At 63.6% G+C, this 13,720-nt stretch carries 12 protein-coding genes; 11 read left to right on the top strand and 1 reads right to left on the bottom strand.

The features are described from left to right. From AB3X95_RS37035 to paaK, 4 genes are all read left to right on the top strand, one after another. Window positions 1-764, top strand: a 764-nt coding sequence (locus AB3X95_RS37035; RefSeq protein WP_368623848.1) for a 2Fe-2S iron-sulfur cluster-binding protein, incomplete at its 5' end; no start/stop codon positions are given. Between the two features lie 188 nt (window positions 765-952). Further along, window positions 953-2,155 (top strand): 3-oxoadipyl-CoA thiolase, encoded by a 1,203-nt coding sequence (gene pcaF / locus AB3X95_RS37030; protein ID WP_368623847.1) that lies wholly within the window; start codon window positions 953-955, stop codon window positions 2,153-2,155. A gap of 14 nt (window positions 2,156-2,169) precedes the next feature. After that, entirely contained in the window at window positions 2,170-3,729 is a 1,560-nt protein-coding gene (gene paaH, locus AB3X95_RS37025) for a 3-hydroxyacyl-CoA dehydrogenase PaaH (RefSeq protein WP_368623846.1), read from the top strand. A 37-nt stretch (window positions 3,730-3,766) separates the two neighbouring features. Next, window positions 3,767-5,092 (top strand): phenylacetate--CoA ligase PaaK, encoded by a 1,326-nt coding sequence (paaK, locus tag AB3X95_RS37020; protein WP_176368656.1) that lies wholly within the window; start codon window positions 3,767-3,769, stop codon window positions 5,090-5,092. A 78-nt stretch (window positions 5,093-5,170) separates the two neighbouring features. Here the strand turns inward: paaK and AB3X95_RS37015 are convergent, their stop codons facing one another. Further along, window positions 5,171-5,926 (bottom strand): TetR/AcrR family transcriptional regulator, encoded by a 756-nt coding sequence (locus AB3X95_RS37015; RefSeq protein WP_176126546.1) that lies wholly within the window; start codon window positions 5,924-5,926, stop codon window positions 5,171-5,173. A 116-nt stretch (window positions 5,927-6,042) separates the two neighbouring features. Here AB3X95_RS37015 and AB3X95_RS37010 point away from each other — a divergent pair, with 116 nt between their 5' ends. The 7 genes from AB3X95_RS37010 (at window position 6,043) to AB3X95_RS36980 (ending at window position 13,640) form a co-directional block, all read left to right on the top strand. Continuing rightward, the gene (locus tag AB3X95_RS37010) at window positions 6,043-7,098 is read left to right on the top strand and encodes a VOC family protein (RefSeq protein ID WP_260332352.1); all 1,056 of its coding nucleotides are present in this window, start codon (window positions 6,043-6,045) and stop codon (window positions 7,096-7,098) included. Between the two features lie 53 nt (window positions 7,099-7,151). Beyond that, window positions 7,152-8,006, top strand: coding sequence for a 2-hydroxy-6-oxo-6-phenylhexa-2,4-dienoate hydrolase (bphD, locus tag AB3X95_RS37005; RefSeq protein WP_368623845.1), 855 nt, complete (start codon window positions 7,152-7,154; stop codon window positions 8,004-8,006). Window positions 8,007-8,113: 107 nt separating this feature from the next. Further along, the gene (locus tag AB3X95_RS37000) at window positions 8,114-9,652 is read left to right on the top strand and encodes a bifunctional 3-(3-hydroxy-phenyl)propionate/3-hydroxycinnamic acid hydroxylase (protein WP_368623844.1); all 1,539 of its coding nucleotides are present in this window, start codon (window positions 8,114-8,116) and stop codon (window positions 9,650-9,652) included. 29 nt (window positions 9,653-9,681) lie between these two features. After that, window positions 9,682-10,485 carry a fumarylacetoacetate hydrolase family protein gene (locus AB3X95_RS36995; protein WP_368623853.1) on the top strand — a complete coding sequence of 268 codons (804 nt, stop codon included), beginning with the start codon at window positions 9,682-9,684 and terminating at the stop codon, window positions 10,483-10,485. A gap of 13 nt (window positions 10,486-10,498) precedes the next feature. After that, complete coding sequence (locus AB3X95_RS36990) at window positions 10,499-11,449, top strand: acetaldehyde dehydrogenase (acetylating) (protein WP_368623843.1); 951 nt, start codon at window positions 10,499-10,501, stop codon at window positions 11,447-11,449. A 13-nt stretch (window positions 11,450-11,462) separates the two neighbouring features. Continuing rightward, window positions 11,463-12,479: a 4-hydroxy-2-oxovalerate aldolase gene (gene dmpG, locus AB3X95_RS36985; RefSeq protein WP_368623842.1), complete on the top strand. Its 1,017-nt coding sequence runs from the start codon at window positions 11,463-11,465 to the stop codon at window positions 12,477-12,479. A gap of 69 nt (window positions 12,480-12,548) precedes the next feature. Further along, window positions 12,549-13,640: a porin gene (locus AB3X95_RS36980; RefSeq protein ID WP_368623841.1), complete on the top strand. Its 1,092-nt coding sequence runs from the start codon at window positions 12,549-12,551 to the stop codon at window positions 13,638-13,640. Window positions 13,641-13,720: the final 80 nt, after the last annotated feature.

Here is a 13,720-nt window from a genome sequence, read left to right as displayed (position 1 = left end):
TCTTCACGCACCTGAACGCCGAACAGGGCCAGCAGTACCTCGCGTTCTCGGGCGGCTCGGGCATCACGCCGGTGCTCGCGATCATCAAGACCACGCTCGAGGTCGAGCCGCGCAGCACCTTCACGCTGGTGTACGGCAACCGCAGCGTCGACCAGATCATGTTCGCCGAGGAGCTCGAGGATCTGAAGAACCGCTTCATGAACCGCTTCGTGCTGTATCACGTGCTGTCGGACGACCTGCAGGACGTCGAGCTGTTTAACGGCGTGCTCGACCAGCAGAAGTGCGCGGCGTTCCTCGAGCAGCTGCTGCCAGCCGACGCGATCGACGAGGCGTTCATCTGCGGCCCCGCGCCGATGATGGACGCGGCCGAGGCGGCGCTGAAGGCCGCCGGCGTGCCGCCCGCGAAGGTGCACGTCGAGCGCTTCGGCACGCCGCTGCCGCAGGCGGGCGTGCCGCCCGTCGAGATCACCGCGGACACCCCGGCGGCCGACCTCGAGATCGTGCTCGACGGCAAACGGCGCAGGCTGCGCCTGCCGTATCAGGGCGTGAGCGTGCTCGACGTCGGGCTACGCGCCGGTCTCGCGCTGCCGTACGCGTGCAAGGGCGGCGTGTGCTGCACGTGTCGCGCGAAGGTGCTCGAGGGCGAAGTGAAGATGGAAAAGAACTACACGCTCGAAGAACACGAGGTCCGCGATGGGTTCGTGCTGACGTGCCAGTGTCATCCGGTGAGCGAGAAGGTTGTCGTCAGTTACGACGAACGATAAGCACAAGCGCATCACACCCCCGTCTTCGATCAAAGTTCCATCTCATGTCTCATTCACTGTTCAACAAGCAGCGACGGTAGGTACGGCGTCACGTGCCGCCGCGCGAAGCCGCTCATGTCTGATCGCACCGCGCAACCCTGTTGCGGATGCAAAGCCTGAATCGTTCAATTTCTCTACCGGAAAACACCATGACCGAAGCCTTTATCTGTGATGCCATTCGCACTCCGTTCGGACGTTATGCAGGCGTACTGAAGGATGTTCGCGCGGACGACCTCGGCGCCGTGCCGATTCACGCGCTGATGCAGCGCAATCCGTCGGTGGACTGGCAGCAGGTCGCGGACGTCCTCTACGGATGCGCGAACCAGGCCGGCGAGGACAATCGCAACGTCGCCCGCATGTCCGCGTTGCTCGCGGGCTTGCCGATCGACGTCCCCGGCTCCACGATCAACCGCCTGTGCGGCTCGGGGATGGACGCGGTGGGCAGCGCCGCGCGCGCGATCCGCGCGGGCGATGGCGACCTTTACATTGCGGGCGGCGTCGAAAGCATGACGCGCGCACCTTTCGTGGTCGGCAAGTCGGCGACGGCGTTCTCGCGCTCCGCCGAAATCCATGACACGACGATCGGCTGGCGCTTCGTCAATTCGCTGATGCGCAGCCAGTACGGCGTCGACTCGATGCCCGAAACCGCGGAAAACGTGGCCGACGACTTCGGCGTGGACCGCGGCTCGCAAGACCGCTTTGCGCTGCGCAGCCAGCAACGCGCCGCGCGCGCTCAGGCGGACGGCACGCTGGCCCAGGAAATCACCGCGGTGCGCATTCCCCAAAAGAAGGGCGAACCCCTCGTGGTCGATCGCGACGAACATCCGCGCGAGACCTCGCTCGAGGCGCTGGCGAAACTCAAAGGTGTGGTGCGCCCCAACGGCACGGTGACGGCGGGTAACGCTTCGGGTGTCAACGACGGCGCTTGCGCGCTGCTGATCGCAGGCGAAGAGGCAGCGAAGCGCAACCATCTGACGCCGCGTGCCCGCATCCTGGGCATGGCTACGGCGGGCGTCGAGCCGCGCATCATGGGCATCGGACCGGCACCGGCCACCGAGAAGCTGCTTGCGCGCCTCGGCATGACGCTCGACCAGTTCGACGTGATCGAGCTGAACGAAGCGTTCGCGTCGCAGGGTATCGCGGTGCTGCGCCGTCTCGGCGTCGCGGAGGACGATCCCCGCGTCAATCCGAACGGCGGTGCGATCGCGTTGGGCCATCCGCTCGGCGCTTCGGGTGCCAGGCTGGTCACGACGGCGACCTACGAACTCGAACGCCGCAACGCACGCTTCGCGCTTTGCACGATGTGCATCGGCGTTGGCCAGGGCATCGCGATTGCGATCGAGCGCGTTTGAGCGGAGCCACTAGCATGTCGAGCGTATTGAAGACTTCCACGATCGTTGGCATCGTCGGCGCGGGCGCGATGGGTGCGGGCATCGCCCAGGTGGCCGCGCTCGCCGGACACCGGGTCGCCCTGTTCGATCTCGATGCCGTTACGGTCGCAAAGGCCATTAAGGGCATCGCCGCGAATCTCGCGAGGCTCGTCGACAAAGGCCGCCTCGACGCAACGGCTGCCGCTCAAGCGAACGGAAGGCTGTTTGCGGTCGACCAGCTGGCCGCGATGCGCGATGCGGGGCTCGTCATCGAAGCCGTCGCCGAACGGCTGGAAGTGAAGCGCAAGATTTTTGCCGAGCTCGAAGAGCACGTGGACGACGCTTGCATTCTCGCGACCAACACTTCGTCGATTTCCGTCACGGCGATCGGTGCGACGCTGAAGATTCCGTCGCGCCTCGTGGGCATGCACTTCTTCAATCCCGCGCCCGTGATGGCGCTGGTCGAAGTGGTCAGCGGCCTCGCCACATCGCCGGACGTCGCGACCTGCGTGTACGAAACGGCCGCCGCGTGGGGCAAGACGCCCGTCTACGCACGCTCGACGCCCGGCTTCATCGTGAACCGCGTGGCACGTCCGTTTTACGCCGAAGGTCTGCGGCTTCTGAACGAACAGGCAGCGAGTGCCGCGTCGATCGACGAGGTGATCCGCGAGGCGGGCGGCTTCCGGATGGGACCGTTCGAGCTGATGGACCTGATCGGACACGACGTCAATTTCGCGGTCACCGAGTCGGTGTTTCGTGCGTATTTCAACGATCCCCGGTTCACGCCATCGTTGATTCAGCAGGAGCTGGTCAATGCGGGTTTTCTGGGCCGCAAATCGGGACGTGGTTTCTACGAATATGGTCCGAACGCCGCGCGCCCGAGCCCGCGGCTTGCGCCACCCGCGGATTCTCCGCGGGTCGTCAATCTGTTTCCGCAGTCCGGCGTGATCGCGCGGCTTCAACAAAGGCTGCTGGATGCCGGGCTCGTTACCGCGACGATGCCAGAAACCGAACGCGTCGACGGTGTGGTCGCGCAAATCGACGACGCGCTGCTGCGACTGACCGACGGGCGCACGGCAACTCAATGCGCTCACGACATGGATCACGACAACGTGGTGCTCGTCGACCTCGCACTCGACTACGCCGGCTGCAGCACGGTCGCGCTCGCCCGTGCGCGGCAATGCAGTGATTCGGCCTATGCGGCCGTTGTCGGCGCGATGCAGGCGGCCGGCTACTCGGTCGTGCCGATGGCCGATGTGGCCGGCATGATCGTGATGCGAACCGTCGCGATGCTGGTGAACGAAGCGGCCGATGCAGTCAATCAGGGCGTGTGCACGGCCGCGGATCTCGACCTGGCGATGGAAAAAGGCGTCAACTATCCGTTGGGCCCGCTGCAGTGGGCGGATAACGCGGGCGTCGCTCTGTTCTCTACGGTACTGAGCAATCTCTGCACCCATTACGGTGAAGACCGGTACCGCGTTTCACCGCTACTAGCCGCACTTTCGTGGTCGCGTGCGTCATGGCATGCCCACGCTGCCATCGACAGCGCAGCCTGACTCGAATCAATCCAATTCCAGTATTCCGGAGACTCCCATGGTCCGACGCACCCCTCAATCCGACGAACTCGAACCGATCGAACGCGCCAGCCGCGACGAGCTGCAGGCTCTGCAACTGACTCGCCTCAAATGGTCGGTCCGCCATGCCTACGACAACGTGGCGCATTACCGCAAGGCGTTCGATGCCGCTGGCGTGCATCCGGACGATCTGAAGGAACTGTCCGATCTGGCCAGGTTTCCGACCATGACGAAGAAGGACCTGCGCGACAACTATCCGTTCGGTCTTTTCGCGGTACCGCGCGACCAGGTGGTGCGTGTGCATGCATCGAGCGGGACCACGGGCAAGCCGACGGTCGTGGGCTACACCGCACGCGACATCGATACCTGGGCCGACATCGTCGCGCGTTCGATCCGCGCTGCCGGCGGCCGTCGCGGCGACACGCTGCACAACGCGTTCGGCTATGGCCTGTTCACGGGCGGGCTGGGCATTCACTACGGCGCGGAGCGGCTCGGCTGCATGGTGGTGCCGATGTCCGGCGGCCAGACGGAAAAGCAGGTTCAGCTGATCCGCGACTTCGAACCGTCGATCATTCTGGTCACGCCGTCGTACATGCTTAACCTGATCGACGAGATGACGCGCCAAGGGATGAATCCGGCCGAATCGTCGCTGAAGGTTGGTGTCTTCGGCGGCGAGCCCTGGACCCAGGCCATGCGTAGCGAAATCGAAACGCGGGCGGGAATCGACGCGGTCGACATTTACGGCCTCTCAGAAGTGATGGGCCCCGGCGTCGCGGCGGAGTGCATCGAAAGCAAGGACGGTCCGGTGATCTGGGAAGACCACTTCTACCCGGAAATCATCGATCCCGTTACCGGCGAGGTGCTGCCGGATGGAAGCGAAGGCGAACTGGTCTTTACTTCGCTGACGAAGGAAGCCATGCCGGTCATCCGCTATCGCACGCGCGATCTGACCTCGCTGTTGCCCCCGACTTCCCGCGCGATGCGCCGGCTCGCGAAGATCACCGGACGCTCCGACGACATGCTGATCATCCGGGGCGTCAACGTGTTTCCGAGCCAGATCGAAGAGCTGATTCTCGCGATTCCCAAGCTGAGCGCGCAATATCAATTGACGGTCAAACGCGACGGGCATCTGGATTCTCTGGCGGTGTGCGTCGAAGCGCGGCCGGAGGTCGGCGAGTCGTTGAGCGACCACGATCGGACAGCGCTCGCGCGCGAACTGCAGCATCGCATCAAGACGATGGTCGGCGTCTCGACGACGGTCTCGGTCGCGCTTGCCGGACATATTCCAATGACCGCCACCGGCAAGGCGAAACGCGTCGTCGATCTGCGGGGCGCGAACCTGTAAGCATCGTTCAGAGGCGCTGCGCGCGGGGACTCGCGCAACGCCCGCTCTGCCCGTTCAACGTGGCCGCGCGAGGCTGAGTTAGCCAGCGATGCCGCCCTTTTGCACCGCTTTGCCTTTCGGCCGCTTCTCCGCCAGCCGGACAGAGTCCTTCGCCGGTTTAGCCTCGCGCTTGCGGCCCGCTGCCCGTGTCGCTTCCCGGAACGACGCGGCGCGCGCCTCGCCTAGCGCAATCAGCGCATCGGTGAGCTGCGCCATATGCGTTTCCATCGATCTGTTGTCGCCAGATTGAAAGGAGACGAAAGCGCCGTCGAAGCCGAGCATGCCGAAATACGCCAGTTCGTCGGCGACCGCTGACGCCGCGGCGTCGCCTTCAGCGCTGAACGCGCTGCGGATCATCTCGCGCATATAGTCGCGGCCTTCGTTGCGCACCTCGATCACCGTCTGGATCGCCTCCGGCTCCGCGGCCTCGTTGCTCATCACCATGACGACCAACAGGCGCAGGAAGTTCTCGCGGTGCTGGAACACCTCCCCCGTCTTCTTCAGATACCAGCCCAGACGCTCGCGCGACGTGCCGCCCTCCGGGGGATTCTGGTGAGCTTCACGCATCGCGGCGAAGAAGCCCCGCGCGCCTTGGGCCATCACCTCCGCCAACAGCCCGGCCTTGGAGCCGAAATGATGATAAATCGCGCTCTTCGGAATTCCGGTTGCTTCGACCAGCGCCGACATCGAGGTGCCGGTGTAGCCATAGGCCGACATCACGCGGGCGGCCGCGTCGAGGATTTCCTGGCGCGATCTCTGGCCGCGTCGATTGCCAATTTGCTGTGTGGTTTCCATTCGAAAAGTATACCGCTTCGCCCCCTTTTCTACCGTATTGGACCGATCGGTTCATTACTGGTTTGCCCTGGCTGTTCGCGATTGGACCGATCGGTACACTAATTCCAACTGTGGGAATGAGCCAGACCAGCGTCCGGATCGGGCGTTGTTCCTCATCGCCCGATCCGGACACGAGCACGCACCGGAGAGTGCTTCGCACCATTTCCGGGCCAATGGCCCGTCATCAGAACTTGAACATAAGGAGAGCTATGCACAGCGTGTCGACACTGGGGTATATGGTCCTTGGCGTAAGCGACCTGGCGGCATGGGAGGGGTTCGCCGTCAACGTACTGGGTTTGCAGGTGGGCAGGCGCGTCGCCGGCGAATCGCTCGGCCTGCGTATGGATGATTACGAGCAGCGCTTCCTGTTGGTCAAGAGCGAGCTCGACGACTTCCTCGCCGCCGGCTGGGAATTCGAAACGGATGCGCAGCTCGACGCGTTCGTCGATCAGGCGCGTGCCCGCGGAGCCGGGATCGTCGAGGCGGATCGTGAAATCGCCGAGCAGCGCCGCGTAGCCCGCCTGTTCGTGTGCCACGATCCCGACGGCATCAGCCACGAGTTCTATAGCTGCGCGTACCGCGCTCACACACGCGACGCATTCCGCTCCTCGGCACTGCGCGGAGCATTCAGCACAGGACGCCTGGGTGCTGGCCACTTCGTCACGGTGCCCAAGCAGAGTGCGCGCGCCAAGGCGTTTTGCCAGGACGTGCTCGGCCTGAAGCTCAGCGACTCCATCACTGGCGAAGCCGCACCGGGCGTGAACCTCGACGTCACGTTCTTCCACGCTCGCAGCGGACGTCACCACTCGATGGCGGTCGCGGAAGTGCCGTTCCCGGTCCCCAAACGTATCCACCACATCATGGTCGAGTGCACCGACGCCAACGACGTCGGCCTCGCCTACGACCGCTGCAAGCAGGCCGGCGTGCCGATCCTGATGGAACTGGGCCATCACCCCAACGACCAGATGTTTTCGTTCTACATGATCTCGCCGTCCGGTTTCGCGATCGAATTCGGCGCGGGCGGCATCGTGGTGAACGACGACACATGGGAAATCAAGCGCTACTCCGAACTCAGCGACTGGGGACACAAACTGAATCCGCCGCCCGGAGCGCCCGCCCCCAAAGCGCACTGAATCCCGACTCATCACATAGCTTGACTGCAAGACCATATTCCTGGAGCCACAGTATGACCTTGACCGAAGCCAGCACCAGCAAGTTCGTGACGATCAACGAACCTGGTCTCGAGAACTTCACCATCCATTTCAACGACGCCGGCCACGGCCCGGCCGTCGCCATGCTGCACGGCGGCGGGCCCGGCGCAAGCGGCTGGAGCAACTACTACCGCAATGTCGACGCGCTTGTGAACGCGGGATTTCGAGTGCTGCTCATCGACAGCCCCGGCTTCAACAAATCAGGCGAGATCGTCAGCGACGTGCCCCGCAACCTGCTGAACGCGCGCGCGACCAAAGGGGTGCTCGATGCGCTTGGCATCGCCAACGTGCATCTGGTCGGCAACTCGATGGGCGGAGCATCGGCATTGAGCTTCGCGCTGGAGTATCCGGAACGCCTCGATCGCATGGTGTTGATGGGACCTGGCGCTCAGGGTCCCAGCATCCTCCAGCCTCAGCCGGGCGAAGGCATCAAACGCATGTTCAAGCTGTATGCAGAACCCACCTATGAGAACTTCGAGGCCATGCTCGAAGTGTTCGTGTACTGGCCTGGCGCAATCACCGAGGAGTTGCGTCGCGGACGCTGGAGCAACATCGAGTCGAACCTGAACCACCTGAAGAACTTCATCGCGAGTTCGAAGCTTTGCCCCGTGACCACATGGGACCTGTCCGCACGCTTTCCGCAAATCGCTCACAAGACGCTGATCACGTGGGGCCGCGACGACCGCTTCGTGCCTCTCGATCACGGCCTGCGCATGATCAATACCTTGCAGGATGCGCGACTCCATATCCTGCCGCAGTGCGGCCACTGGGCTCAGTGGGAACACGCCGACGAGTTCAACCGCCTCGTCATTGACTTCCTGAATAACTAAAAAACGGGCGACGGCGGCGGTCGCCGTCATCGCGCTGGCCCTTGCGCTGCGAATACGCGCATCCCGCTGCCACGTTGAACATCCAGAATATCTAGTGGAGACAAGATATGACCAATGAGTACGACGCCGAGGTTGCCATCGTCGGCTATGGGCCGACCGGCGTGATCGCCGCGCTGACCCTCGCGAAACACGGCATTTCCACCATCGCGTTCGAGCAACACAAAGACATTTACCAGCGTGCGCGCGCAGTCACCGTCAACGACTGGACGATGCGCATCTTCCAGAACCTCGGCGTCGACGAACCGGTGCTGAAGCAGATCGATCCGCAACGCGCGCTACGCTGGATGCGCTATGACGGCACCGAGATTTTGCGCATCGAGCACCCGCCTTCGACACTCGGCATCAAGCCGCGCTTTTTCAACATCTATCAACCGACGATGGAGTCCACACTGCGCGAATGCGCGGCGAAGCACGCCGATTACATCGACGTGCGCTACGGCTTCGAAGTCGTGTCGCTGGAGCAGGATGAAACCGGCGTCACGGTGACCGCAAGGGACCTCGCGACTGGCGAAACGAAACAGACCCGCGTGCGCTACGTGATCGGCTGCGATGGCGGCAGCAGTGCCACGCGCGGCAAGCTCGGCGTCAAGCTGCTGGGCGATACGCTCGACGTGCAGTGGATCGTGATCGACTGCCGCGTCAAGCGCTGGTGGCCGGACCGCAACCTGCTGACGTTCTGGTCCGACAAGGAACGGCCGGTGGTGGACATCGCGCTGTCTGGCGGCAACCACCGCTGGGAACTGCCGCTGAAGCCTACCGAGTCGGAAGCCGACTTCGCGACGAACGAGGACGTCTGGCCGCTGCTTAAAGCACTCGGCGTCACCGAGGACGACGTCGAAATCCACCAGTATGCGTTCTATCGCCACCATACGCGGATGGCCGACAAGTGGCGTGTCGGGCGCGTGTTTCTCGCGGGCGACGCGGCGCATCTGATGCCGCCCTGGGCAGGCGCGGGCATGCAAACCGGCATGCGCGACGCGTTCGATCTGGGCTGGAAGCTCGCAGGCGTGCTCAAGGGCACGCTGCCCGAGCAGTTCCTCGACACCTATGAAGCGGAACGTCGGCCCAATGCGGCGTTCTACACCGGCCTTGCCGTGCAACTCGGCCGCATCATCAAACAGGAACTCTCCGAAGAAGAACAGGCCGCGCTCAATGCACCGCCTCCGCCCGACGCGCCGGAGCAGCCGCTCATCGCGCCGCCGGTGCTGGAAGCCGGCTGGCTGCGCGGTCCGCTGGCTCACGACAGCATCGTGGGCCGCATGGTCCCGCAACCCGTCGTGGGCGATAACCGCGGGGTGATGGCACGGCTGGACGACCTGCTCGGCGACGGCTTCGTGCTGCTCGGCGACGACGTCGATCCCGCCACGCTGCTCACGCCCGATGAAAAAGCGGCGTGGGACCAGCTCGGCGCCCGCTACATCGCGCTGCGCCAACAGGATCAGCACACCAAGGGCTGCGACGAATTCGTCGACCTCGACGGCGTACTGCGCCCATGGTTGCGCAAGTACGGTGCGCGCGCAGTCGCACTGCGCCCCGATCGCTTCGTCGCCTCCGCCGACGTCAGCGGCCTTGCGGTACCTGCCTGACACGTCTCAAACCAGGGAGAAACATGAACATGCATGACGCCAACGTCGTCAACGCGCTGGCCTCGCGCTTGCGCAATGCTGAAGCGATGCGCCAGACCATCTCGCCCGTACGCGGCGACATCGCTGCGGGCGGCATCCCGCTCGCCGACGTCGCCAGCGCCTACGCAGTGCAGCAGGCGAACGTCGATCTGCGCGTCGCGAACGGCGAGCGCATCGTCGGCCGCAAGATCGGTCTGACGTCCGTTGCCGTGCAGAAGCAGCTTGGCGTCGATCAGCCCGACTTCGGCGCGCTGTTCGCCGGCATGGCCTACGGCGACAGCGAACCGATGCCGATGTCGAAACTGATCCAGCCGAAGGTCGAAGCCGAAATCGCGCTGGTGCTCGAACACGACCTCACGCACGACAAGCACACGTTCGTCGACATCCTGCGCGCCAGTGCGTACGCATTGGCCGCGATCGAGGTTGTCGACAGCCGCATCGAAAACTGGGACATCCGCTTCGTCGATACGGTCGCGGACAACGCGTCGAGCGCGCTGTTCGTGCTCGGCAGCCGGCCGGTGCCGCTGTCGCGGATCGACCTCGCCGCGTGCGCGATGACGCTGTCGCGCGACGGCGAAGTGCTCTCGCGCGGCAGCGGCACGGCGTGTCTCGGCAATCCGCTGAACGCCGCCGTGTGGCTCGCGGATCGCATGGTCCAGCTCGGCACGCCGCTGCGCGCCGGCGACGTCGTGCTGACCGGCGCGCTCGGCCCGATGGTCGCCGTCAAGGAGCCGGGCACTTACTGCGCGCAGATCGAAGGCCTCGGCAGCGTGCGTGCCACGTTTATCGCTTGAATCAGGACTTTATATGGCTTCCGAAAAACTGAAGGCCGCGATCATCGGCTCGGGCAACATCGGCACCGATCTGATGATCAAGATCATGCGTCACGGCAAGCATCTCGAAGTCGCGGCGATGGTCGGCATCGATCCGAACTCCGACGGCCTCGCGCGCGCCGCGCGGCTTGGCGTCGCGACCACGCATGAAGGCGTCGAAGGTCTGACGCGTCTGCCCGTGTTCAATGACATCGACTTCGTGTTCGACGCGACCTCGGCCGGCGCGCACGTGAAGAACGATGCGCTGTTGCGAAAGCTGAAGCCTTCGATTCGCGTGATCGATCTGACGCCGGCCGCGATCGGGCCGTACTGCGTACCGGTCGTCAATCTCGACGCGCATCTCGGCGCGCCCAACGTGAACATGGTGACCTGCGGCGGACAAGCGACCATTCCGATGGTCGCGGCCGTGTCGCGCGTGGCGAAGGTGCATTACGCGGAAATCGTCGCGTCGATCAGCAGCAAGTCGGCCGGTCCCGGCACGCGCGCGAATATCGATGAATTCACCGAGACCACGTCGAAGGCGATCGAAGCGGTCGGCGGCGCGGCGAAAGGCAAGGCGATCATCGTGCTCAATCCGGCCGAGCCGCCGGTGATGATGCGCGACACCGTCTATACGCTGTCGGACCTCGCAGATCGCGCGAAGGTCGAGGCTTCGATCGAGCAGATGGCCGCCGCGGTTCAAGCGTACGTGCCCGGCTATCGCCTGAAGCAGAAGGTGCAGTTCGATGTAATCCCCGCGAACGCGCCGCTCAATATTCCGGGCCTCGGCAAGTTCAGCGGCCTGAAGACGTCGGTCTTCATCGAGGTCGAAGGCGCCGCGCACTACCTTCCCGCCTATGCCGGCAATCTCGACATCATGACTTCGGCCGCGCTCGCGACCGCCGAGCGCATGGCGCAGGCGCTCGTGCAGGCATCAGAGGCTTAAGGAGACTTTTCGCATGGACAAGAAACTGTATATCTCCGACGTGACGCTGCGCGATGGCAGCCACGCGATTCGTCACCAGTACTCGATCCAGAACGTGCAGGACATCGCGCGCGCATTGGACCGCGCGAAAGTGGATTCGATTGAAGTCGCGCACGGCGACGGCCTGCAAGGTTCGAGCTTCAACTACGGCTTCGGCGCGCATAGCGACCTGGAATGGATCGAAGCGGTCGCGGATGTCGTCGAGCACTCGCAGATCGCGACGCTGCTGCTGCCCGGCATCGGCACGATCCACGACCTGAAGGCTGCGTACAACGCGGGCGCGCGCGTGGTGCGCGTGGCGACCCACTGCACGGAAGCGGACATCTCGAAGCAGCACATCGAATACGCGCGCGAACTCGGCATGGACACCGTCGGCTTCCTGATGATGAGCCACATGACCACGCCGGAGAACCTCGCCATCGAAGCGAAGAAGATGGAGAGCTACGGCGCGACCTGCATTTACGTGGTCGATTCGGGCGGCGCACTGACGATGAACGATGTGCGCGACCGCTTCCGCGCGGTGAAGACCGTGCTGAAACCCGAAACGCAGACGGGCATGCACGCGCACCACAACCTGTCGCTCGGCGTGGCGAATTCGATCGTCGCGGTCGAAGAAGGCTGCGATCGCATCGATGCATCGCTCGCGGGCATGGGCGCGGGCGCGGGCAACGCGCCGCTCGAAGTGTTCATCGCGGCAGCCGAGCGCATGGGTTGGAATCACGGCACCGACCTCTACACGCTGATGGACGCCGCCGACGACATCGTGCGTCCGCTGCAGGACCGGCCGGTGCGCGTGGACCGCGAAACGCTGGCGCTCGGCTACGCGGGCGTGTATTCGAGCTTCCTGCGTCATTCGGAAGTGGCCGCGAAGAAGTACGGTCTGAAGACCGTCGACATTCTGGTCGAGCTGGGCAAGCGCCGCATGGTCGGCGGCCAGGAAGACATGATCGTCGATGTCGCGCTCGACTTGAAGCAGGCACGCCAGGCTTGAAGCGCGCGGACTAGCAGCCTCATTGAAGCTGCACAAAAGATCGATCAAATAAATTATCTGGAGACTGGAATGAAAAAACATTCCATTGCAATTCTTTTTGGATTCCTCCCTGTCGGATACGCGTTCGCCCAGAGCAACGTCACGCTGTACGGCCTGATTGACGGGGGCGTCTCCTATGTGACGAACCAGGGGGGGCATTCGGTCACGAAGTTTGACGACGGCATCTATACGCCGAACCTGTTCGGCTTGCAGGGCGCCGAAGATATCGGCGGTGGAAACAGGGTCATTTTCAAGTTGGAGAACCAGTTTCAGCTCGGTACGGGCGCGACGGTGCAGCCGGGCATCTTCGGGCGGAATGCTTACGTCGGTCTGGATAGTGCCAGCTTCGGCAAGCTGACTTTCGGGAATGTCTTCGATTTCATGACGACGTCGCTGACCGAGGCGGGCAATGCTCCTGCCGTGTTCACTGGCGGCTTGTACAACTTCGCGGCCGGCCCGTTCCAGAAACTGAACATTCCGCAAAACCCGACCGGCTGGTTCGACTGGAGCCGCATGAGCGGCATCCCGGCGGCCAATTCGATCAAGTATCAATCACCGGTGTTTGCGGGCTTGTCCGCTGGGGCAATGTATTCGCTCGGCGGAGTAGCTGGTTCGTTCGGGTCGAATTCAACCGTGAGCTTCGGGTTGAATTACGGTGCCGGTCCGTTCGGAGTCGGGGCCGCCTACACGAAAGCGAAATATCCCGGCTCCAGCAACGGCTCGCCGCAGATTCCAATCACGAACTGGGGTTTCGGCGCTCACTATGTAATCGGACCCGTCTACACGGTCGCGAACATCACGAGCGTGCGCAACTCGTTCAACGGCGCCGCGGCCTTTGCCGCACAAGTCGGCGCCAGTTGGCAGATCACTCCCGCGTGGTCGTTCGGCGGGAACTATATGTACCTGAAAGGTAACGAGGAACTCAACAACAACCACGCGCATCAGCTTGGTGCAACGCTGAACTATTCGCTCTCCAAGCGGAGCATGGTTTATGCGGAGGGCGTTTATCAGAAGGCGAGCGCAGGTTCGCAGGCTGCGATCAACGGCATCATGGGTTCCAACGGATCGTCTAGCACGACGTCGCAAGCCATTGCACGAGTTGGCCTTCGCACCGCGTTCTGATATCCGGCTGTTCTGGGCTGGACGTGGCGATTGGCAACGCTTGCAGGCGGTGACTCCGCAGCGTCGTAACCGCTTTCAAC

The sequence above is a fragment of the Paraburkholderia sp. BR13444 genome (assembly GCF_040948755.1).
GTDB classification, from domain to species: domain Bacteria; phylum Pseudomonadota; class Gammaproteobacteria; order Burkholderiales; family Burkholderiaceae; genus Paraburkholderia; species Paraburkholderia youngii.
Note: the sequence above shows the minus strand (reverse complement) of the source record. Positions and strands in the feature narration are given on the sequence as shown.